Origin of the sequence: Emticicia agri (assembly GCF_004168285.1) — a bacterium.
Classification (GTDB): Bacteria; Bacteroidota; Bacteroidia; order Cytophagales; family Spirosomataceae; genus Emticicia; species Emticicia agri.
The window spans coordinates 1-19,274 of record NZ_SEWF01000013.1 but is presented as its reverse complement, the minus strand read 5'-3'; the positions used below and the strand labels follow the sequence as shown (position 1 = coordinate 19,274).

17 protein-coding genes are annotated in these 19,274 nt (G+C 37.0%); 13 read left to right on the top strand and 4 right to left on the bottom strand.

What is annotated here, in order from left to right:
* The 5 genes from EWM59_RS10740 to EWM59_RS10720 all read left to right on the top strand — a co-directional run bounded on the left by EWM59_RS10740 (position 1) and on the right by EWM59_RS10720 (position 6,726).
* Positions 1 to 732, top strand: coding sequence for a hypothetical protein (locus EWM59_RS10740; RefSeq protein ID WP_130020974.1), 732 nt, complete (start codon positions 1 to 3; stop codon positions 730 to 732).
* 752 nt (positions 733 to 1,484) lie between these two features.
* Entirely contained in the window at positions 1,485 to 3,284 is a 1,800-nt protein-coding gene (locus EWM59_RS10735) for a tetratricopeptide repeat protein (RefSeq protein WP_130020973.1), read from the top strand.
* A 180-nt stretch (positions 3,285 to 3,464) separates the two neighbouring features.
* Positions 3,465 to 4,709, top strand: a complete 1,245-nt coding sequence (locus tag EWM59_RS10730; protein ID WP_165372154.1) for a M48 family metalloprotease — start codon at positions 3,465 to 3,467, stop codon at positions 4,707 to 4,709.
* Positions 4,710 to 4,850: 141 nt separating this feature from the next.
* Positions 4,851 to 5,693: an acetyl-CoA carboxylase, carboxyltransferase subunit beta gene (gene accD / locus EWM59_RS10725; RefSeq protein ID WP_130020971.1), complete on the top strand. Its 843-nt coding sequence runs from the start codon at positions 4,851 to 4,853 to the stop codon at positions 5,691 to 5,693.
* A 55-nt stretch (positions 5,694 to 5,748) separates the two neighbouring features.
* Positions 5,749 to 6,726 carry a radical SAM protein gene (locus EWM59_RS10720; protein ID WP_130020970.1) on the top strand — a complete coding sequence of 326 codons (978 nt, stop codon included), beginning with the start codon at positions 5,749 to 5,751 and terminating at the stop codon, positions 6,724 to 6,726.
* A gap of 6 nt (positions 6,727 to 6,732) precedes the next feature.
* Here the strand turns inward: EWM59_RS10720 and EWM59_RS10715 are convergent, their stop codons facing one another.
* Positions 6,733 to 7,017, bottom strand: a complete 285-nt coding sequence (locus EWM59_RS10715; RefSeq protein WP_130020969.1) for a putative quinol monooxygenase — start codon at positions 7,015 to 7,017, stop codon at positions 6,733 to 6,735.
* A gap of 178 nt (positions 7,018 to 7,195) precedes the next feature.
* Here EWM59_RS10715 and EWM59_RS10710 point away from each other — a divergent pair, with 178 nt between their 5' ends.
* From EWM59_RS10710 to fbaA, 3 genes are all read left to right on the top strand, one after another.
* A complete protein-coding gene (locus EWM59_RS10710; RefSeq protein WP_130020968.1) occupies positions 7,196 to 7,870 on the top strand; it encodes an SGNH/GDSL hydrolase family protein in 675 nt (224 codons plus the stop codon).
* Positions 7,871 to 7,909: 39 nt separating this feature from the next.
* Entirely contained in the window at positions 7,910 to 8,839 is a 930-nt protein-coding gene (locus EWM59_RS10705; RefSeq protein ID WP_130020967.1) for a polysaccharide deacetylase family protein, read from the top strand.
* A 178-nt stretch (positions 8,840 to 9,017) separates the two neighbouring features.
* The gene (gene fbaA, locus EWM59_RS10700; RefSeq protein WP_130020966.1) at positions 9,018 to 10,100 is read left to right on the top strand and encodes a class II fructose-bisphosphate aldolase; all 1,083 of its coding nucleotides are present in this window, start codon (positions 9,018 to 9,020) and stop codon (positions 10,098 to 10,100) included.
* Between the two features lie 63 nt (positions 10,101 to 10,163).
* Here the strand turns inward: fbaA and EWM59_RS10695 are convergent, their stop codons facing one another.
* Positions 10,164 to 10,958 carry a Rossmann-like and DUF2520 domain-containing protein gene (locus EWM59_RS10695; protein ID WP_130020965.1) on the bottom strand — a complete coding sequence of 265 codons (795 nt, stop codon included), beginning with the start codon at positions 10,956 to 10,958 and terminating at the stop codon, positions 10,164 to 10,166.
* A gap of 146 nt (positions 10,959 to 11,104) precedes the next feature.
* Between EWM59_RS10695 and EWM59_RS10690 the strand changes: the two genes are divergently transcribed.
* Positions 11,105 to 11,575, top strand: coding sequence for a thioredoxin family protein (locus EWM59_RS10690; RefSeq protein ID WP_130020964.1), 471 nt, complete (start codon positions 11,105 to 11,107; stop codon positions 11,573 to 11,575).
* A 126-nt stretch (positions 11,576 to 11,701) separates the two neighbouring features.
* Positions 11,702 to 12,727 (top strand): uroporphyrinogen decarboxylase, encoded by a 1,026-nt coding sequence (gene hemE, locus EWM59_RS10685; protein ID WP_130021067.1) that lies wholly within the window; start codon positions 11,702 to 11,704, stop codon positions 12,725 to 12,727.
* A 63-nt stretch (positions 12,728 to 12,790) separates the two neighbouring features.
* Here hemE and EWM59_RS10680 read toward each other — a convergent pair whose 3' ends face one another.
* Both EWM59_RS10680 and EWM59_RS10675 read right to left on the bottom strand, forming a co-directional pair.
* On the bottom strand, positions 12,791 to 13,852 hold the full coding sequence (locus EWM59_RS10680; RefSeq protein WP_130020963.1) for an NAD-dependent epimerase/dehydratase family protein: 1,062 nt from the start codon (positions 13,850 to 13,852) through the stop codon (positions 12,791 to 12,793).
* Positions 13,853 to 13,873: 21 nt separating this feature from the next.
* Positions 13,874 to 15,862, bottom strand: coding sequence for a KUP/HAK/KT family potassium transporter (locus EWM59_RS10675; protein WP_130020962.1), 1,989 nt, complete (start codon positions 15,860 to 15,862; stop codon positions 13,874 to 13,876).
* A 183-nt stretch (positions 15,863 to 16,045) separates the two neighbouring features.
* Here EWM59_RS10675 and EWM59_RS10670 point away from each other — a divergent pair, with 183 nt between their 5' ends.
* The 3 genes from EWM59_RS10670 to EWM59_RS10660 all read left to right on the top strand — a co-directional run bounded on the left by EWM59_RS10670 (position 16,046) and on the right by EWM59_RS10660 (position 19,267).
* Positions 16,046 to 16,828 carry an enoyl-CoA hydratase/isomerase family protein gene (locus EWM59_RS10670; protein WP_130020961.1) on the top strand — a complete coding sequence of 261 codons (783 nt, stop codon included), beginning with the start codon at positions 16,046 to 16,048 and terminating at the stop codon, positions 16,826 to 16,828.
* Between the two features lie 109 nt (positions 16,829 to 16,937).
* A complete protein-coding gene (locus EWM59_RS10665) occupies positions 16,938 to 17,816 on the top strand; it encodes a hypothetical protein (RefSeq protein ID WP_130020960.1) in 879 nt (292 codons plus the stop codon).
* A gap of 257 nt (positions 17,817 to 18,073) precedes the next feature.
* A complete protein-coding gene (locus tag EWM59_RS10660; protein ID WP_229239335.1) occupies positions 18,074 to 19,267 on the top strand; it encodes a transposase in 1,194 nt (397 codons plus the stop codon).
* Positions 19,268 to 19,274 lie beyond the last annotated feature (7 nt).

Here is a 19,274-nt window from a genome sequence, read left to right as displayed (position 1 = left end):
ATGAAACTCTCCTATCTACTGATTTTAATGAATGTTATTATTGTTTCATGTAACCAGCAACAATTATCTGGTGACAATCTAAAATCAGATACTGCTCTGATATTAAGTAAGGATTCCTTGAGTCAATTTTTTCAATCGAATGGAGTGGTTACTTTTATAAATACAGATGATAATATCAGAAAAGGGTTTAAAATCTTTAATGGTGATGGTTCTGATTTTATGAAGATAGTGCCTTTTAATGATTCAATAAATTTCCAAAATAAAGAATTCAGACTGTCAGACTTTGATAAAAGTAAACAATTCTTCCAAAAGCATCACTTTTCTCCTAAAGGCTTCTGGCCTGACTACCATATCTTTCAGTTTGAATATCTCCAATCTAAAGACAACTTTATTGAAATCTATATTGATGAAGCAAAATCTATTACAAAAAAACTATCTCTGGACACTACTTTGTTCAAGGTTGAAAACTGGAAAGAACACATAGTCGGGACAATGATAGACTTTCATACGAAAAAAGACATTATCAGAGTTTCACCCATTGAAGACAGTAAAAGTTTAGGTTACGAAAATTCGGAAGAGGAATTATTTTTTGTTGCAACCGAAATAAAAGGAGATTGGATTTACATTGAATCAAAAGCTATCTGTGGCTTTTCGCAAAACGCTCAATACAATGGTTGGCTAAGATGGAAAAAGGAAGGCAAATTACTAATAACATTTGCTTACGCTTGTTAATCTAATATTACTGCCACTCGTTTTTTAATAATTACGCTACTTCCATTAATCGTTACTATTATAACCAATCTGAATTTTTGAATACCATTGCATAAGTTGGGTATCCACTTCTTAAGCCTTATATAAGGTTATAAAATCTTTACTCCTCTATTAATGTAATTTAGACAAACAAATACTTTCAAACCTACAAGCTAAATTATACAATATACACATTTAAAAACCTCATTTTCTTTACGCATCCATCCATACTAATACCTCATTAGAATCATAATTAAAATCACAGAGGATATGTTCTTTCAACAAAAAGTAAAAGGTCAATTCAAAATAAAAAATATCCAAAAATTTCTGTGGACAAATAGGTGGATAAGATAGGTAGAATGTGAACTACCACGTGGAATGGCTTGTGGAGAAAACAACAGGGTACGTGGAAAGAATAGTAGAACTGTGGAATAACCTCAAAACTATGCCTTTTTCCTCAATTCACACCAAGTGGATTAACGTGGAAACATGGTGTGAATAACAGATAAAGCTATCAACACAAATATTTTTTAACCAATGTAAATAAGTGGTATCAGAATTGATTATCAATAAAATAAGTGTGGATGAGTATACTAAAACTGTGGAAAAACAGATTATTTATGTGAATACTTGGAAACCCATTATCCACAGGTTATATTTATTCACATTTCCACAGGGCTAACAATTTAAAACAACAATAAAACATTAATTAATTTTTATTTTTTTTATAAGACATGAAGAGGTATCTATTACTTGTGGTGATGACTTTCATCGGAGTAAGTCTAAAGGCGCAAGACCTTGAATTGGCCAATGAATATTTTAAACAAGGAGAATATGAAAAAGCCAGAGAGATTTATGTGAAGTTGTCGAAAGATAAAAATACGGTCAGGCTGGTGCATACTAATTACCTGCAAACGCTTTATAAATTAAAGAACTGGGACGAGGCCGAAAAATTTCTGAAACGTGAAATCAAAGCCAATGATAATATCATTACTTATAAGGCAGACTATGCACTATTGTTGGAAATGACCGGAAAAGTTGACGAAGCTCAGAAAGAATTCAACAATGTGATTGACCTTGCAGCAAAATCGGATGGGACACTTTATGAAATGCAGGATTTTCTGTATCGGAATAGTAAAACAGAGCAGGTGATTCAGTTATTGAAAAAAGGCAGAGAGAATGCCAAAGACGATAATAAATACGCCATCTTCTTTGCTCGGGCTTATCTGTATAACGGCCAGAAAGAACCGATGATTGATGAAATGCTGAAGTATGGACTGACCGAAGGGAACACAGATTACGTAAAAGCAACATTTCAGGATAATCTGAAAACCGATGCTGAAATAGATATGCTCGAAAAGACGCTTTACAGCAAGGTACAGAAGTTTCCGAACGAGCAATACTATGCTGATATACTTATCTGGCATTTGATTCAGCAGAAAGAGTTTTACAAGGCTTTTGTGCAAACCCGGGCTTTAGACAGAAGATATAAACTGGAAGGACAACGGGTTTTTGAATTGGCGCAAACTGCACTGGTGAATAAGGATTACAAGAACGCTATTCAGATGTATGAATATGTGATGAAAGAGTATCCACAAGGCCAGTATTACCCTTATGCCAGGCGTAATGCCATCTTCTGCAAAGAAGAAGTCATTAAGACCACATATCCCGTTGATTTAGCCTCTATCAGAACGCTTATCAAAGACTACCAGAACCTCTTCATAGATTTAGGTCAGAATCAGAAAACAATGGAAGCTATGCGCAATACAGCACAGCTCTATGCTTTTTATCTGAACGAAAGAGATACAGCCATTGCCGTGCTTGAAAAAGCCATCAGTATTGCCGGAGGAGATGGCAATTTCAGAGATAAATGTAAACTTGATTTAGGAGATATTTATATTCTGAGAAACGAGCCATGGGAGGCAACCCTATTGTATTCGCAAGTGGAAAAGTCTCAGAAAGAAGACATGCTCGGACAAGAAGCTAAACTGAAAAATGCAAAGCTTCATTACTACAACGGTGATTTCGACTTATCGAAAGAAGTACTGGATATTCTGAAAAAGGCTACTACCCGTGAAATAGCCAACGATGCCATGCAACTAAGTTTACTCATTCAGGATAACATTGGCCTGGATACATCTGAAGCCGCTATGCGCGAGTATGCCAGTATTGATTTATTACTATTTCAGAATAAAAACCAGGAAGCAATAGCTGCGCTGGAAAGTGCTTTCCAGAAATACAAAAGTCATAGTTTAGCGGATGAAATCCTCTGGTTACGTGCCAATACCTATGTTAAGATTAACCAGCCTAACAAGGCTTTAGACGATTTAGAGGCATTACGCAAAAACTATAACTTTGATATACTGGCCGATGATGCTTTATACCTCGAAGCAAAGATATATCAGGAGAAATTAGGCCAGAAAGATAAAGCAATGGATTTGTACCGACAAATCCTGCAGAATTTCCCTGGAAGCATCTACAGTGCCGACGCCAGAAAAAGATTCAGAAATCTACGTGGCGATACAATAAATTAAGGGTTTTCCACATTAATACTGTGAATAAGTCTCATAACCACCGGCTTATGAGACTTATTTGTTAAAGTATTGTTAAGTCAACCTCAACATACCTATTGAAAAGAACTTTCCTCGTTATTCTTCTATATAAGCTAAACAAAAAATCAAACCATGAAAGGTAGGTTATTCACATTGTCCACAATGTTATGCACATTGACCTATGTGGCAAATGCTCAATCTGAACAAACAAGAACTTTTGGCTATAATTACTATGGTCAGCGTATCAACGAAAAGGCTATCTGTAACATGGTGAGTTTTCGCTCTAAAGAAGTAGCAGAGAAAGCAGTAGATGAGATAGTACGCAGAAGTGGATTAAAAAGGAATTTTTATGTGATGGAATGCCCTAATACAGATAACTGCTTTGCCGCAGTAAACGGACAAACCCGTTTAATTGTATATGATGGAGCATTTATGCAAAAAGCCAATAATATTTCTAAAACAGACTGGGGTGCACTAAGCATACTTGCCCACGAAATAGGACATCATTTACAAGGACATACCATTATTGAAGGGGGTAGTGACCCGCAAAAAGAACTGGAAGCAGATGAATTTTCAGGATTTGTGATGTATCAGATGGGAGCCTCATTAAAAGAAGCACAAGCTGCTATCAGTAAACTGACTTCAGATTATGATGGAGGTACCCACCCACCAAGAACCAGACGTTTAGCATCTATTGAGAAAGGATACAGAAATGCGCAGGAGTTATACCCGAATGTGAAGAAAAACGACGGAAGTGTGATTACTTCAACGCCAACTAAACAATTACCTGAGGTACAATATCCACCACAACCACAACAAAGACCTGAAACAAGACCAGTGATTGTGGATAATGTGGATAAAAATGTGAATAATCCTATTGATCCTATCAGAAGAACCGATGGGAATATGAGTGGAGCACCTGAAGTTGGCAGAATAGACCCGAATACTGTGGATAACTCTGCTGTAAGTTCACGTAATCCGGCTTGTCTTGAAGGAGATTGTGGAAATGGTTTCGGAAAAATGATTAATACAAGAACACAGGAAAGATATGAAGGTGAGTGGAAAAATGGTAAACGTGACGGCAGAGGAGTTGAATATTATGCTGATGGGGAGAAAAAATACGTAGGTAATTTTGAGAATGGCAAGTATCAGGGTAATGGAACATACTATTTCAAAAATGGTGATAAGTATGTGGGTAGGTATAGAAATGGAATGATGAACGATGAAAGAGGTTATTTTATTTACAATAATAATATGCGCCTGGTTGTAAAAGTAGAAAATAATAAGAAAACTGGAAGGGCCCTACGATTGTACCCGGATGGACGAAAAGAAGAAACGTATTTCGATAATGACATAGAAAGAAAGACTTATCGGGATGCCAGTGGACGAATTATCAATACGTTTTAAAACAAATCTGAAAAGCTGAGATAAACAAATCTCAGCTTTTTTTATCGGGTTAGCATCAGATTTGTAAAAAATTAAGAAAAAACTTGTCAATCAGACCGTAAGATATTTACCTTTGACCCCTCAAAATGATTTTTTTCTGATATGTCTTGGTTTAAGCGCACTGTCAAAGGAATTCAGACACCAACCGAAATGAAGCGTGAAGCTCCAGATGGTTTATGGTATCAATGTCCGAACTGTAAAAAAGCAATGCATACGCGTGAGCATAAAAATAATGCTTATACATGTATTCATTGTAACTACCACGAAAAAATCGGCTCTGAAGCCTATTTTACTATATTATTCGATGAAGGAAAATTTACTGAATTAGACGCTAATCTGCGTTCGGGCGACCCCTTGCATTTTGTCGATACAAAACCATATCCGGATAGAATACGTTCTACCGAGAAAAAATCAGGTTTAAAAGATGCTGCCCGGTCGGCATACGGAAAAATGTCAGATATTAATATTGTAATTACCTGTATGGATTTTGGTTTTATAGGTGGGTCTATGGGTTCGGTAGTAGGAGAAAAAATAGCGAGAGCCATAGAATATGCCCTGAAAAACAAAGTTCCTTTCCTGATGATTTCACGTTCGGGAGGTGCCAGAATGATGGAAGCAGGTTTTTCATTGATGCAGATGGCAAAAACTTCTGCCCGATTAGCACAATTAGCCGAAGCAGGTATTCCTTATGTATCATTATTGACTGACCCTACAACCGGAGGTGTAACCGCTTCTTATGCTATGTTAGGCGATTTTAATATCTCTGAACCACAGGCATTAATCGGATTTGCAGGGCCGCGTGTCATTAAAGAAACCATCGGTAAAGAATTGCCAAAAGGTTTTCAGACAGCAGAGTTTATCTTAGAGCATGGCTTCCTTGATTTCATTGTCGATAGAAAGGATTTAAAAGATAAATTAGCAAGTCTTTTAAAAATGCTGGCTTAATTTCTATCAGCAGCAGTAGGGTAAATCATACTTATCAATCACCAATAAAGCAAGTATGAGACTTATCAAGCATCCTGTATTATGCAATTACTATGTTACGTATCGCTGCAATGCTACGTGTAGTTTTTGTGATATATGGGAGAAACCCTCACCTTATATTACCCTCCAGAATTTCAGAGAAAACCTCAGAGACCTGAAAAAATTAGGGGTAAAGGTTATTGACTTTACCGGAGGCGAACCTCTCCTGCATCGTGAATTAGATATACTACTGGCTGAAGCAAAAAAGGCAGGTATGATAACCACAGTTACGACTAATTGTTTACTCTACCCCAAATATGCCGAGCGACTGAAAGACAAAGTGGATATGCTTCATTTCTCTTTAGATTCACCTGATGAAGAAGAACATAACCTTTCACGGGGGGTAAAATGCTTTGATAAGGTGATGGAATCAATAGCCATTGCCAGAAAATTAGGTGAAAGACCGGATGTGTTATTCACAGTTTTTGAACAAAATGTGGATAAGGTAGAACGGGTGTGGAAAGAAATTACGCAACCCAATGGCCTCGTTTTGATACTCAATCCTGTATTCGACTATAATAGTGTACAAACAGGCGGAAGTCTTTCTGAACAATCGCTTAATCAGTTACTATGGTGGGGTAAACAAAAGAATGTTTATCTGAACGAAGCCTTCATCAGCCTTAGACAGAATGGTGGAAACCATGTGGATAACCCCGTTTGCAAAGCTGCTTCTACCACTTTAGTTATCTCTCCTGAAAACAAATTGGTACTCCCATGCTATCATTTAGGTACCAAGAGCTTTACTATCAACAATAATCTTTACAATTTATACCAATCAGCCGAAGTACAGAAAATAGTAGCCTTGGAAGGAAAACTCAAAGAATGCGAAGGTTGTGTAATTAATTGCTACATGCAACCTTCTTTTGCTGTAGAAATCAACAAATACTTCTGGAAAGCACTACCAAGTACACTTAAATACAATTATATAAAGAGTACCTGGAAGCAGTTGATATAAAAAGCATTAAACTTTCGAAAGAAAAAACAATTCCGCAGGTTCTGCTAACAAATCTTCAGCTTTTGCCGAAAAGGCTGCTACGTGTTCATTAGCCAGATGGTTCTCTAAACTTTCTCTATCTGTCCAGTTTTCATAGAAGAAAAACAGTTGAGGATTGTCGTTGCTTTGGTGCAAAACATAATCTATACAACCGTGTTCTTTTAAGGTAGGTGCGATTAAATCCAATAAACCACTCTTGGCTTCTTCTACCTTATCTGCTTTAACTAAAATTTTAGCAATGACTGTTAGCATACAAAAGTCTATAGATGAAATATATCAAACCCAAAAATAGGATTTTATTTTTTTGATGTCTGATTTTTTGCTGACAAATTAAAAAATATCTCCTCTACCCTATGTTATTTTGACAATACAACCAAAAAAACTAATTTTAAACGACTGTTTTATTTCAACCAATTCAACCTTAAAATACATGAAAAACACCCTGAAAACGCTTACCCTTATTTTGCTTTCTGTCCTTATGTTCTCTCTAACCCAAGACAAACCAACCAAAGTTATTTTATTTGGTGATTCTATCACACAGGCAGGTGTTGGCCCTACAGGCTATATCACTAAAATGAAGGAAACACTCGAAAAACAAGGCATCAAAGAAAAATATCAATTGATTGGTGCAGGTATCGGTGGAAATAAAGTTTATGATTTATTCCTACGTATGGAAGACGATGTGCTGAATCAGAACCCTGATGTAGTAGTAATCTATATCGGAGTAAATGACGTGTGGCATAAGTCAAGTCATGGAACAGGTACAGATGCTGATAAGTTTGTAGGTTTCTACACGGCTATCATTAAGAAACTACAATCAAAAGGCATAAAGGTAATCTGCTGTACGCCAGCAGTTATTGGAGAACGCAACGACAATAGCAACTCACAAGATGGTGACTTAAATCACTACTCAAATCTTATCAGAGGTATTGCCTCAAAATTTGATTGTCCATTGGTTGATTTAAGAAAAGAATTTGTGGCTTACAATGTAAAAAATAACCCGCAGAATAAAGAGTCAGGCATCTTAACAACCGACCGTGTTCACCTGAATGAGACAGGGAATCAGATGGTAGCTGACTTTATATTAAAAGCAATTGTAAAATAACAAAATTGACTAGCCACTGAGTTAACGGTGGCTCTTTTTATGATGAGAAAACTAAAAATTACTACTTTAAATTTCGCTTTTTTCTTGGTATTAAATGCGAATGCGCAAAATCAGATAGCCATTACAATAGACGACCTGCCTTTTGTTCAGGAACTCTCTCTCAAACATGCAGAGGAGTCAACAGATAAATTATTAGCTAAAATCAAGAAAAACAATATACGGGCGGTAGGTTTTGTCAACGAAAAGTCGGTAGTAAGACTCGGAGAAATTGATAATAGAGTGGCTATGTTAGAAAGATGGCTATTCAATGGTAATCAGTTAGGAAATCATACCTTCTCCCACCCTTCCCTCAATACCACAAGCCTTGAAGATTTTAAAACTGAGTTATTGAAAGGAGAAGTAATCACTTCAGAACTCAACGCAAAATATAGAGAAACTAAAAAATATTTCCGCTACCCATTTTTACATACAGGGCCGGATAGTCTGAAAAAATTCGGCTTTGAAAAAATACTGGCCGAACAAAATTATATCAACGCACCTGTAACAATAGAAGCTGACGACTGGTATTTTAATAAAGTGTATATGGATGCCATGAGGGCAGGTAACAAAGACTTAATGAAAACCATTGCAGAAAAGTACCTCAAGCACAATAGTGATTATTTTGACTATTATCTGAAATTAACACAGGAAATAATAGGCCGACCTATCAAGCATATTTTTCTGTGCCATGCCAATGCTCTCAATGCTGACTATTTTGATGAGCTATGTAAAGTAATGACAGATAAAGGATTCAGTTTTATCAGTTTAGATGAAGCCCTACAGGATGAAGTGTATAAACACAAAGATACGGTAGTCACTAAAGGAGGTTTCCCGTGGATACATCGTTGGAGAATAACAGATAACAAGAAAACAACCTTAAAGGAAGTAGAAATGCCGGCAGACATTAAGGCTTTGTATGAGAAAAAGTAAGAATAGGTTATAGTAACAGTATTATCAGAATAGATTAAAACTATATACGTTGGTGCAAATTTTCAGCACTTTCTATATCAATATCTTCAAAAATAGCTAATTTGCATAAAAATTCATTATCAGACTTCATTGACAGTTATAACAATATTTTTTCTTTTTAAAATTCAAAATACTTACCATGAGTCAATCTTTGATTAAGCCGGGCGTAGTTACAGGTGAAGCACTTGCTGCTTTGTTACGTCACGCTAACGAAAATGATTATGCCCTACCCGCTGTTAATGTTGTAGGAACTAATTCAGTAAATGGTGTAATGGAAGCCGCTAAAGCTGTTAACTCACCAGTGATTATACAATTCTCAAACGGTGGTGCCTCTTTTTATGCAGGTAAATCTTTACCAAACAAAAATCAGGAAGCATCAATTGCGGGAGCCATTTCTGGAGCAATACACGTACACCAGATTGCCGAAATGTATGGCATTCCGGTAGTTTTACATACCGATCACTGTGCAAAAAAATTATTACCCTGGATTGACGGTTTATTAGATGCAGGTGAAAAATATTTTGCGCAACATGGCAAACCATTATTCAGTTCACACATGCTCGACCTATCAGAAGAGCCTATCGAAGAGAATATTGAAATCTGTGCAAAATATTTTGAGAGAATGGCTAAAATAGGCATGACACTCGAAATTGAATTAGGTGTAACAGGTGGTGAAGAAGATGGGGTTGATAATTCAGACGTAGATAGTTCAAAACTATATACGCAACCCTCAGAAGTAGCTTTTGCTTACGAAGAGCTATTGAAAATTTCTCCGAACTTTACCATTGCGGCTGCGTTTGGTAACGTACACGGTGTTTATAAACCGGGTAACGTAAAGTTACAGCCAATCATTCTGAAAAATTCTCAGGATTATATCCAACAACATTTCGGAACAGGCGAGTTGCCGGTAAACTTTGTATTCCACGGTGGTTCAGGTTCTTCTCGTGAAGAAATCAGAGAAGCCATTAAATATGGCGCTGTAAAAATGAATATTGATACAGACGTACAATGGGCAACCTGGGAAGGTATCCTGAAATACTATAAAGATAAAGAAGGATACTTACAAGGCCAATTAGGAAACCCTGAAGGTGCTGACTCACCAAACAAAAAATACTACGATCCACGTGTATGGTTACGTAAAGGTGAAGAAAGCATGATTAGCCGTTTGAAAGTTGCCTTTGAAGATTTAGATTGTATCAACCGTTGCGAAGGTCTTTATTAAGAACTGTTCAATAAGAATTATAGGGAAGCCATCAGTATAAACTCTGATGGCTTCTTTATTTTATCAGGCATGCCATTGCTGAATACTCTCGCTCATAATCTCATATATCTCAAATAAGTCTGTTCGGTCTTTTAGGTAAATCAGATGATTATTCATTGTTGAGTTATCCCCTCTTACAGCCGGGCCTGTCTGCACATCGGCAGGGTGTTCGGCAGCCATAGCTTTTTGAAAAGTTTCTTTGATTAAAGGTTTTAATAAATCAAACTCTAACTCTTCTTCAATGGTAATTTCTTTGGCTAAGGCTAATAAATGATTGGTAAAGTTGCAGGCAAAAACCGCCGCTACATGCAACACTTTTCTCTCTTGTGAACTTATCAGATAAACAGTTTTGCTTAATCCCTGCGCTAATTTTACCAGTTGATTTTCGGCCATTTCTTCATCGGCTTCAATACAGAATGGTACTTCTTTCATTTGTATTCTTTTCTGAATGCTGAAAGTCATCAATGGGTAGAATACAGCACATCTGATAGGTAGATCATGATAAGACACCATCAATTGCTGTAATTCATTTAAACTCCTGGTACCGGATGTATGCGCAAGTATAGCATTTTCTGGTAAAACTAATTTTGAACAAACTTCAGCAATGGCATCGTCAGAAACTGCCAATATAAAAAGTTCGGCTTTGCTTTCAGAAAAGTCCAGGCTGGTTGTAGCCTCAGCCTGATACAACATAGAAGTAATTGCCTTAGCTTTCGAAAGCTGACGGCTATAGATTTCACAAACCTGATGATGATGATTTTCAAAAGCAATGCTCAAATGCCAGGCTACATTCCCTGCACCAATCACTGAAATTTTCATAATGACACATCGTAATTAATCGTTAATAAAGCACTTTACAAAAGTCAGGAAAAAAATGGCTTAATATTTGTAATTGATAAAAAATATCAGTTTTCGGGTCTTTCACGTGTTTTCAGACCCCATTTATTAATAAAACCCATAAAATAATGAAACTTAAAGTGCTGAGTCTTTTAGGAATAGCGCTGTTTACGTTAGCTTCCTACAAAAATGATAAAAAAATTGAGTCAGGTGAAGTAAGATTTTACGATGGCTCTTATGACGAACTTCTACGGGAATCGAAAAAGCTGAAAAAGCCAATCATCTTAGACTTCTGGGCAACCTGGTGTATTCCCTGCCGCAAAATGGAAAAAGAAACTTTTGCAGACCCCGATTTTGCCGCATATATTAACAAAAACTTCTTGGTATATAAGGTAAATATTGATACCTTTGACGGAATGGATATTGCAGACAGGTATAATATTGATGCTTATCCTACTCTGGTTTTGTTAGATTCGAAGAATAAATACATAAACAGATATAAAGGCTTTTTTCCGGCCTACTATTTAAAGAAAGAACTGGAAAAAAATAAATCCCGCACAGGAAAGGATTTTATAACGTCAGATGCTGTAAACAATTAGAATCGAAAAACACCTTAGTAAAAAGAACAATTTTCGGTTGATTACCTGCCATGAGCTTAACTCATGGCTTTTTTTATGTATGGAGTATCCATTGGAGAATCGACCTTTCGTGTTTATCTTTGCGGCATGAAATTACAGAACGATTTGCTTTTACGTGCGGCAAAGGGTGAGCACGTAGAACGTGTGCCAGTCTGGATGATGCGTCAGGCAGGTAGAATTTTACCTGAATACCGTGCCGTAAGAGCACAGGCAGGAAGTTTTATTAAATTAGCTACTACCCCCGAGTTGGCAGCCGAAGTAACCATTCAGCCGGTAGATATTCTGAAAACAGATGCGGCTATTATTTTCTCTGATATTTTAGTAGTACCTGAGGCAATGGGACTACCCTACGAAATGATAGAAGCCAAAGGCCCAATCTTCCCAAAAGTAATCCAATCAAAAAAAGACATTGATTTATTAAAGATAAGCGACCCTGAAACTGACTTAGGGTATGTATTGTCGGCTATTGATATAGTAAAGAAAGAGCTAAACGGCAGAGTACCATTGATAGGTTTTGCAGGGGCACCGTTTACTATTTTTTGCTACATGGTTGAGGGCAAAGGTTCAAAGACTTTTTCAGCGGCCAAGAAGATGTTGTACTCACAGCCCAAATTAGCCCATCTGCTGCTTCAAAAGATAACCGATAGTACAATTAGCTATCTGAAAGCACAGGCACGCCACGGAGCCGATTTATTGCAGATTTTCGACTCATGGGCAGGCATCTTATCACCCGAGCAATACAGAAAGTTCTCGTTACCTTATATCGCCCAGATTTGTAATGCCATTAATGAAGTTCCGGTTACGGTTTTTGCCAAAGGTGCATTCTTTGCCCGAAAAGACATGGCTAAGTTGAATTGCAATGTAGTCGGCTTAGACTGGAACATGGATATTAAAGAATCCAGAAAGATGATTCCTAATAAAACCTTGCAAGGTAATCTAGACCCTTGTGTTTTATACTCATCATTCAAAGATATTGAAAAGGAAACCAAGAAAATGCTCAAAGCATTCGGAACACAACACTACATAGCCAATCTGGGACACGGGGTTTACCCTGATACAGACCCTGAGAAAGTAAAGTGTTTCTTTGAGGCGGTTAAAACTTACTCCGCATAAAAAGGGAAAGCCTTTCAGGACAATATGAAAGGCTTTCCCTTTTTATTAGCTACTTGATAAGACTTATTTAAGAATTGGCTCTAAGGCTTCTCTGTTTTCTGCCAGCCAGGCATGAATTTCTTCTACAATCTGCTCTACACCGATTTCCGGTTTCCAGCCTGTCAAGGCAGTTACTTTAGAATTGTCGGTGATATATAAGCGAATATCTGCCGGACGATTTTCAGCAACTGTATTGATAGGGATTGTTTTACCAGTTATTTTCTGGCAAATTTTAGTCAACTCCTGCAACGATACACTTACTTCTACCCCACCCCCTGCGTTCAGAATCTCGCCATTTACTTTATCTATATTATGTAATTGCCAGTCAATCAAACGGTACAAATCAGCTACGTGCAATATATCACGGGTTTGTTTACCTGTGCCACCATAGCCAATGTAAGCCAATTGTTGTTCAAAAAAATGTTTGGCAATCCAGAGTACCATTACTCCCTGGTCAACTTTTCCCATCTGCCACGGGCCTGTCAAAACTCCACAACGGTTGATAACCGTTTTCAGGTTATAGAACTCATTGTATTCCTGAATGATTAATTCTGAAGCTAATTTGGTGGTTCCATACAAAGACCTTGCGCTATCTAAAGGGAAATCTTCAGCAATACCTCTTGATGAAACTCCTTTTACTTTCTGATTATTAGTTAATTCAAAACGTGTTTCAGATTCAACAAAATCTAAGGTTTCAATAGTCTTTATCGGATAAATACGGCTCGTGGAAAGAAAGATAAAATTAGCTTTACATTTCACGGCATAGTTCAGACAGTTTACTGTACCAAACAGATTGGTATTTATCAGATAATCAGGTGAGCCATTTAATCCTGCCAGTACTGACGGCTCGGCAGAGGCTTCAATCACAGAGTCAACATTGGGTAAAGCATCAAAATCTTCTTTGCTGCGAATATCGCCATGAATAAAAGTAATGCCTTGTTTGCCCAGACGGGCTACGTTGAGTTCTGACCCTTTTCTTTTAAGATTATCTAAACAGAAGATTTCGTAAGAAGGATAATTTTGTTTTAACGCAATAGCTAAAGAAGAGCCTACAAATCCGGCTCCTCCTGTGATTAAAATACGCATATCTGAGGTTTTATGAATGTATTAACCGTTGTTCTGCCAGGGAATACGCTTTAGATTAACGTTTTCGGCCTGACGGATTACTAAAGGTACTTTTTCTACTTTTACTGAGCTACTATCTAATCCAAACCATTTATCTTCTGATGGTGTAAAGCCTTTAATGAAGAAATAAGCCTTCATAATCAGGTTTTCAAAGAAAGAAAGCTGGTTATCATAGGAAAGGAATTTCTCTAATACAACAAAGCGGAAATCACCTATTACATTGTGTTTATTCAAAGACTCATAGCGGCTTCTGATGTCCACCTCTCCACATTTCACCATATCTTCCAATACCTTCTTGAAATAAAGATTTACTTTATTTGGAACACGGAAACCTAAACGGAAATTGACTTTATAAACATCGTCAGGGGCAATGGTTTTTACTTTATATTCCATCGTGTATGGGTCATCTAAAGTATCTACGTGCACAAACCAGTACACATCAGCACGTTTAGGTCGCTTCTGGAAAATGGAATAGATGATCTTATTTTCAATTTCAGATGCACGTGAAGCATTGCTCAAAAAGACCAAGTGCGTTGAATACTTCGGTACAGTTATATCTTTACTAAGTTCCTGCAAAGACTCTACATATTTATCCAGTTTCTCATATTCAGTCAGACGTGCTTTGATTTTAGAAGCACTCAGCCAGATATACATTACTGATATCATAATGGTTGCGATGAGCATTGATACCCAGCCACCATGGGTGAATTTCTGTAAATTAGCAATAAGGAAACAACTTTCAATAAATATAAATAAACAGAAATAGCCCAGAATAATCCACATATTTACCTTCTTGGCATAGAGATAATAACTAAACAGGAAGGTAGTCATCATCATCGTCAGAACGATAGCTAAACCATAGGCGGCCTCCATTAAAGACGATTTCTGAAAATATAATACTACGCCTACACAACCTATATACAACAATACATTTAAGCTTGGTACATAGATTTGCCCTTTCTGGTCTGATGGGAAGTTAATCTTGATTTTAGGCCATAAGTTCAAACGAATGGCTTCTGAAATCAAGGTAAATACACCTGTGAGCATAGCCTGGCTGGCAATAATAGCCGCCATTGTGGCAATACCAATGCCAAAAGGTAAAAACCACTCAGGCATAATATCGTAAAACGGATTACGGGTATCAATAGTCTGGCCTTTTAGGCTCATCACATATACACCTTGCCCGAAGTAATTCAGTAATAAACATATTTTAACAAAAACCCACATGATACGGATATTGGCACGCCCAACGTGTCCCATATCAGAATACAAGGCTTCTGCTCCTGTTGTACATAAGAAAACCGAGCCTAACAAGAAAAACCCACCCGGATGATGTGTTAGCAATCTCAGGCCGTACATAGGGTTAATGGCTCTTAGTACCTCAAAATCTTTTACAACATTTATAATTCCAAAAGTACCCAGCATTAAAAACCATATCAACATAATAGGGCCAAAAGCCTTACCCACTACATTGGTACCTAAAGCCTGTACTAAAAATAGAATCGATAAAATAACGATAACAATAGGAACAGTCTTAATATCAGGATATAATTTTGTAAGACCTTCAACAGCAGACGATACCGAAATGGGTGGGGTAATCACACTATCGGCCAACATAGTACTCCCTCCGATAATAGCCGGAATAGTTAGCCATTTAGCATGACGACGTACCAATGTATATAAAGAAAAAATACCTCCTTCACCACGGTTGTCTGCTTTTAAAATCAGCACTACATATTTAAAAGTAGTTTGAAGGGTCAATGTCCAGAATACACAAGATAGTGAGCCGAGGATAATTTCTTCATCTACTACTTCTGTGCCTGCAATAGCTTTTAATACGTATAGAGGAGATGTACCAATGTCACCGAAAACAATACCTAATGCGATAAGAAGTCCTGCAGCAGAAATTTTGTCGAGATTGTGGTGGTGATGACCACTACCATTACCGTTTAACGGTTGATTCACTTCCATTTGAAGAAAATTTAAAAAAAAGTTTGCAAATATATTGCATCAATGTGAATTACTATAAATATTCAATAAAAATGTTTTGTAAAGTCACATTAGTTGTCAATTTTGTGTGTCTATTTTATAAATAATATAACAATTTTTAGACCGAATAAATTTTATCAATTAATAAAAACTTGACTATCAATTATGTATGCTCATATTATCTATCAGGTTTCAGAAGGTGCTGTAACGATAACACTTAATCGGCCTCAAGTGTTTAATGCGCTAAGTAGTGAATTAATAAAAGAAATAACGCAGGCTGTTGAAACGGCAAATCAGGACGAGACTATCAGAGTAATTGTGTTGACTGGTGTAGGGGATAAGGCATTTTGTTCTGGAGCTGACCTGAAAGCCGGATTAGATAAAGGGTTTACCTCCTTGGGAGATTCGCTCAGAGAAAACTACAACCCTATGATTCAGGCAATCAGAAATGCTGAGAAGCCTGTTATCTGTCGGTTAAATGGTATAGCCGCAGGCGCGGGTATGTCTCTGGCATTGGCTTGTGATATAATTATTGCTAACAAAGAGGCCTATATGAGCGAATTATTTGTAGGCATAGGCCTGATGCCTGATGCAGGTTCTCTATTTTTTCTGCCACGTATAGTCGGGGTACAAAAAGCCTTTGAATTATGTAGCACAGGTCGGAAAGTATATATGGAAGAAGCCGTAAGTTTAGGTCTTGTGAATAAATCAGTAGCTTATGAAGCACTTGATGCGGCAGTAGATGAATTGGTAGCAATTTATAAAACCTCGGCAACCAAATCGATTGGGTTCATGAAAAAAGTATTGAACCAGTCGCTTAATAGTAATCTTAATGAAGTATTAGAACAGGAAGCTGTTCATCAGGATTTATTAGGCAGAACACACGATTTTGTAGAAGGCGTAATGGCATTTTTGCAGAAAAGAAAAGCTGTTTTTAAAGGTAAATAAACTAATAAATAGTTGATAGTCAAATCTTTCGGGTGTGATAATGAAAGTTGCTATGATTATTTTTTTTTGTAATTTTGTCAGAAATTTAATTAACACTGAATATTGTCTTATGAAAAAAACTTTACTGTCTGTGATTATTGCAACTTTATCAACATTTGCCTTATTATCGTGTGATGATGAAGGAGGAATGTTGGCTAACCCTGCTGGTATTAATTCTTCCGACCCAAATGGAAACCCGGGCAATCCGAATAACCCCAATAATCCTAATACTACGCCAAAATGTTATGTAAGTGAAATAAAGAATACAGAAGATGGCACGTCTTATGTGACAAAATTTACTTACAATTCAAAAAACCTACTTGAAAGCAGAGATGAAACAGACGGCAAAACATCTTTTGAATACGATGCCAACAATCGTATCACTAAAATGAATCTTAACTCGCCAGGCATTGAAACTTTTACGTATGAATATGACAGTAAAGGGAATATGTCTAAAATAAAATATTTTGCAGAAGGCGGAGTATTAGAAATAGATATCAGTGAATATTTACTGACCACTAATGCAAAAGGTCAGGTGACTAAAGTACAAGCAATAGGAGAAGATGGTGCACTTGACTTTTTTTTTGAATATGATGCCAATAACAATATAACAAAAATAATATTTGACGATGGAGAGGATAAATATACATTAGTACAGAATCTAAAATTTGATAATAAATCAAATGCGTTTCTGAACACCAATTTATCGAAAGCGCATATTCCACATATAATTATCGGAGCACTTTTTGGAGTAAATACCACTTCATTGTTTAATACAAATAATGTGTTGAGTGATAGTGCATTTTCATTTTTTCAGGGAGAGGAAGTCACCACTACCTATGATTACGGCTATACGGCCGAGGGTTTTCCATCGAAAATGACAGCTATGCGAAAATCGGGCGGCGAAACACAGAAAGAAGAAACTACGTATATATATACCTGTAAATAAAACAAACATGAGTCATCCCGAATTTTGGGACTGGTAAATAAAAAAAAAGAACCTTCTGGTTAAATTTGTGAATCACTACAAACACAAATCAATCAGGAGGCCTTTTTATGTTTACAATATTATCAAAAACTAAGCAAACACACAATAAGACAGGTGCTTTTCTTCTAAGTCAATCCAGTCAATATCTTCAAAGTATTCTCACAAAACTTGATTCTCAAATAGATAAGCGTCTAAGCCGTACATTTTTTGATTTATTTATGGCCATACTGGTTTTCCGCAATCAGAAAATGGGTTTATTATTAAGCGAGTTAGGGGCTTACATCTGTGGTTTTGCCCATGCCCCAGCAGGCACCAAACGCATCAGTAATCTACTTCGGAGTAAGAAATGGGAAAGTAAATTAGTTGACAATTTTTTGTTTGCAAAGGCCAAAGAACGCATCAGAGATTTACAGGCAAGAGGTCTTCGTCCACTGTTATTGTGGGATGATAGTCGGATAGAAAAACCAGAGTCTTGGTTCATGGAGGGCTTATGTAGTGTAGAAAGTAGCAAAGGGAAACGATTAACCAAAATCAAGAAAGGTTTTTACCATCCACCAGCCAGTCGGATTTGTGTACCAGGTTTTCATTGGACAGCTACGATGGTATCAGCTTTGGGAGAAATCCCCTCGGTGTGTCAAATGAGTTGGTGGACCAGTAGAGGTAAATACAAGGAATTGGCTTCGAATATCATGTTCCGAATGCTCAAAAAACTCAACAAGTCACTCATCGTAAAGGTTTTACATGTACTTGACAGAGGCTATGCTTCTGCATGGACTATTGAATGGATGATGCACTTTGAACAGGATTTTCTGGTTCGTTGGAAAAAGAATATTTTGCTCATTCATCCACAAAAAGGTACTAAACAGACGCATCAGATTGCTCGGTATTTAAAATCTTCTGCCAGAAAAGTAGTATTGGATACCCAACGTAAAATTACTAAACACATCGGTATTGCTTTCTGTGCAGTGATTCATCCTGAATTCCCTGATAAAGAACTTTACCTGATTGTAGTAAGAGACAAAAAAGGACGGCAAGCACCTATGTATCTGCTTACTTGTTGTATTGTTTTATCCAACAAAGATGCCTGGCAGATGCTCCATTCTTATATGCATCGATGGAACATAGAACAGACTTTCAGAGTAGGGAAAGCAGAATTGGGGTTAGAATCACCCAGACTTTGGTTTTGGGAAAATAGACTCAAATTAATGGCCATTGTGACACTTGTCTATGACTTCTTACTATCGATGCTCAGAAACTGGAGTAGTTTTATCCCTATCCTGCTCAAAAACTGGTGTCATAGAACAGGAAATCGGTACCGAAATGCTTCGATACCGATTTACAGATTGAGATTAGCCATCTCCAATTGTTTGAATGCATTAATTCATTTAAGTATTACCCAAAATTCGGGATGACTCATGT

What these genes read in the sequence shown, in the direction of transcription:
- EWM59_RS10695 (WP_130020965.1), bottom strand. Translation starts at nt 10,958, where the DNA reads ATGAAAATTTCAGTGATTGGTGCAGGGAATGTAGCCTGGCATTTGAGC.
- EWM59_RS10710 (WP_130020968.1), top strand. Translation starts at nt 7,196, where the DNA reads ATGAAAAACACCCTGAAAACGCTTACCCTTATTTTGCTTTCTGTCCTT.
- EWM59_RS10665 (WP_130020960.1), top strand. Translation starts at nt 16,938, where the DNA reads ATGAAAAAAACTTTACTGTCTGTGATTATTGCAACTTTATCAACATTT.
- EWM59_RS10675 (WP_130020962.1), bottom strand. Translation starts at nt 15,862, where the DNA reads ATGGAAGTGAATCAACCGTTAAACGGTAATGGTAGTGGTCATCACCAC.
- EWM59_RS10740 (WP_130020974.1), top strand. Translation starts at nt 1, where the DNA reads ATGAAACTCTCCTATCTACTGATTTTAATGAATGTTATTATTGTTTCA.
- EWM59_RS10690 (WP_130020964.1), top strand. Translation starts at nt 11,105, where the DNA reads ATGAAACTTAAAGTGCTGAGTCTTTTAGGAATAGCGCTGTTTACGTTA.
- EWM59_RS10705 (WP_130020967.1), top strand. Translation starts at nt 7,910, where the DNA reads ATGATGAGAAAACTAAAAATTACTACTTTAAATTTCGCTTTTTTCTTG.
- EWM59_RS10660 (WP_229239335.1), top strand. Translation starts at nt 18,074, where the DNA reads ATGGCCATACTGGTTTTCCGCAATCAGAAAATGGGTTTATTATTAAGC.
- EWM59_RS10720 (WP_130020970.1), top strand. Translation starts at nt 5,749, where the DNA reads ATGAGACTTATCAAGCATCCTGTATTATGCAATTACTATGTTACGTAT.
- EWM59_RS10735 (WP_130020973.1), top strand. Translation starts at nt 1,485, where the DNA reads ATGAAGAGGTATCTATTACTTGTGGTGATGACTTTCATCGGAGTAAGT.
- accD (WP_130020971.1), top strand. Translation starts at nt 4,851, where the DNA reads ATGTCTTGGTTTAAGCGCACTGTCAAAGGAATTCAGACACCAACCGAA.
- EWM59_RS10680 (WP_130020963.1), bottom strand. Translation starts at nt 13,852, where the DNA reads ATGCGTATTTTAATCACAGGAGGAGCCGGATTTGTAGGCTCTTCTTTA.
- EWM59_RS10715 (WP_130020969.1), bottom strand. Translation starts at nt 7,017, where the DNA reads ATGCTAACAGTCATTGCTAAAATTTTAGTTAAAGCAGATAAGGTAGAA.
- hemE (WP_130021067.1), top strand. Translation starts at nt 11,702, where the DNA reads ATGAAATTACAGAACGATTTGCTTTTACGTGCGGCAAAGGGTGAGCAC.
- EWM59_RS10730 (WP_165372154.1), top strand. Translation starts at nt 3,465, where the DNA reads ATGTTATGCACATTGACCTATGTGGCAAATGCTCAATCTGAACAAACA.
- EWM59_RS10670 (WP_130020961.1), top strand. Translation starts at nt 16,046, where the DNA reads ATGTATGCTCATATTATCTATCAGGTTTCAGAAGGTGCTGTAACGATA.
- fbaA (WP_130020966.1), top strand. Translation starts at nt 9,018, where the DNA reads ATGAGTCAATCTTTGATTAAGCCGGGCGTAGTTACAGGTGAAGCACTT.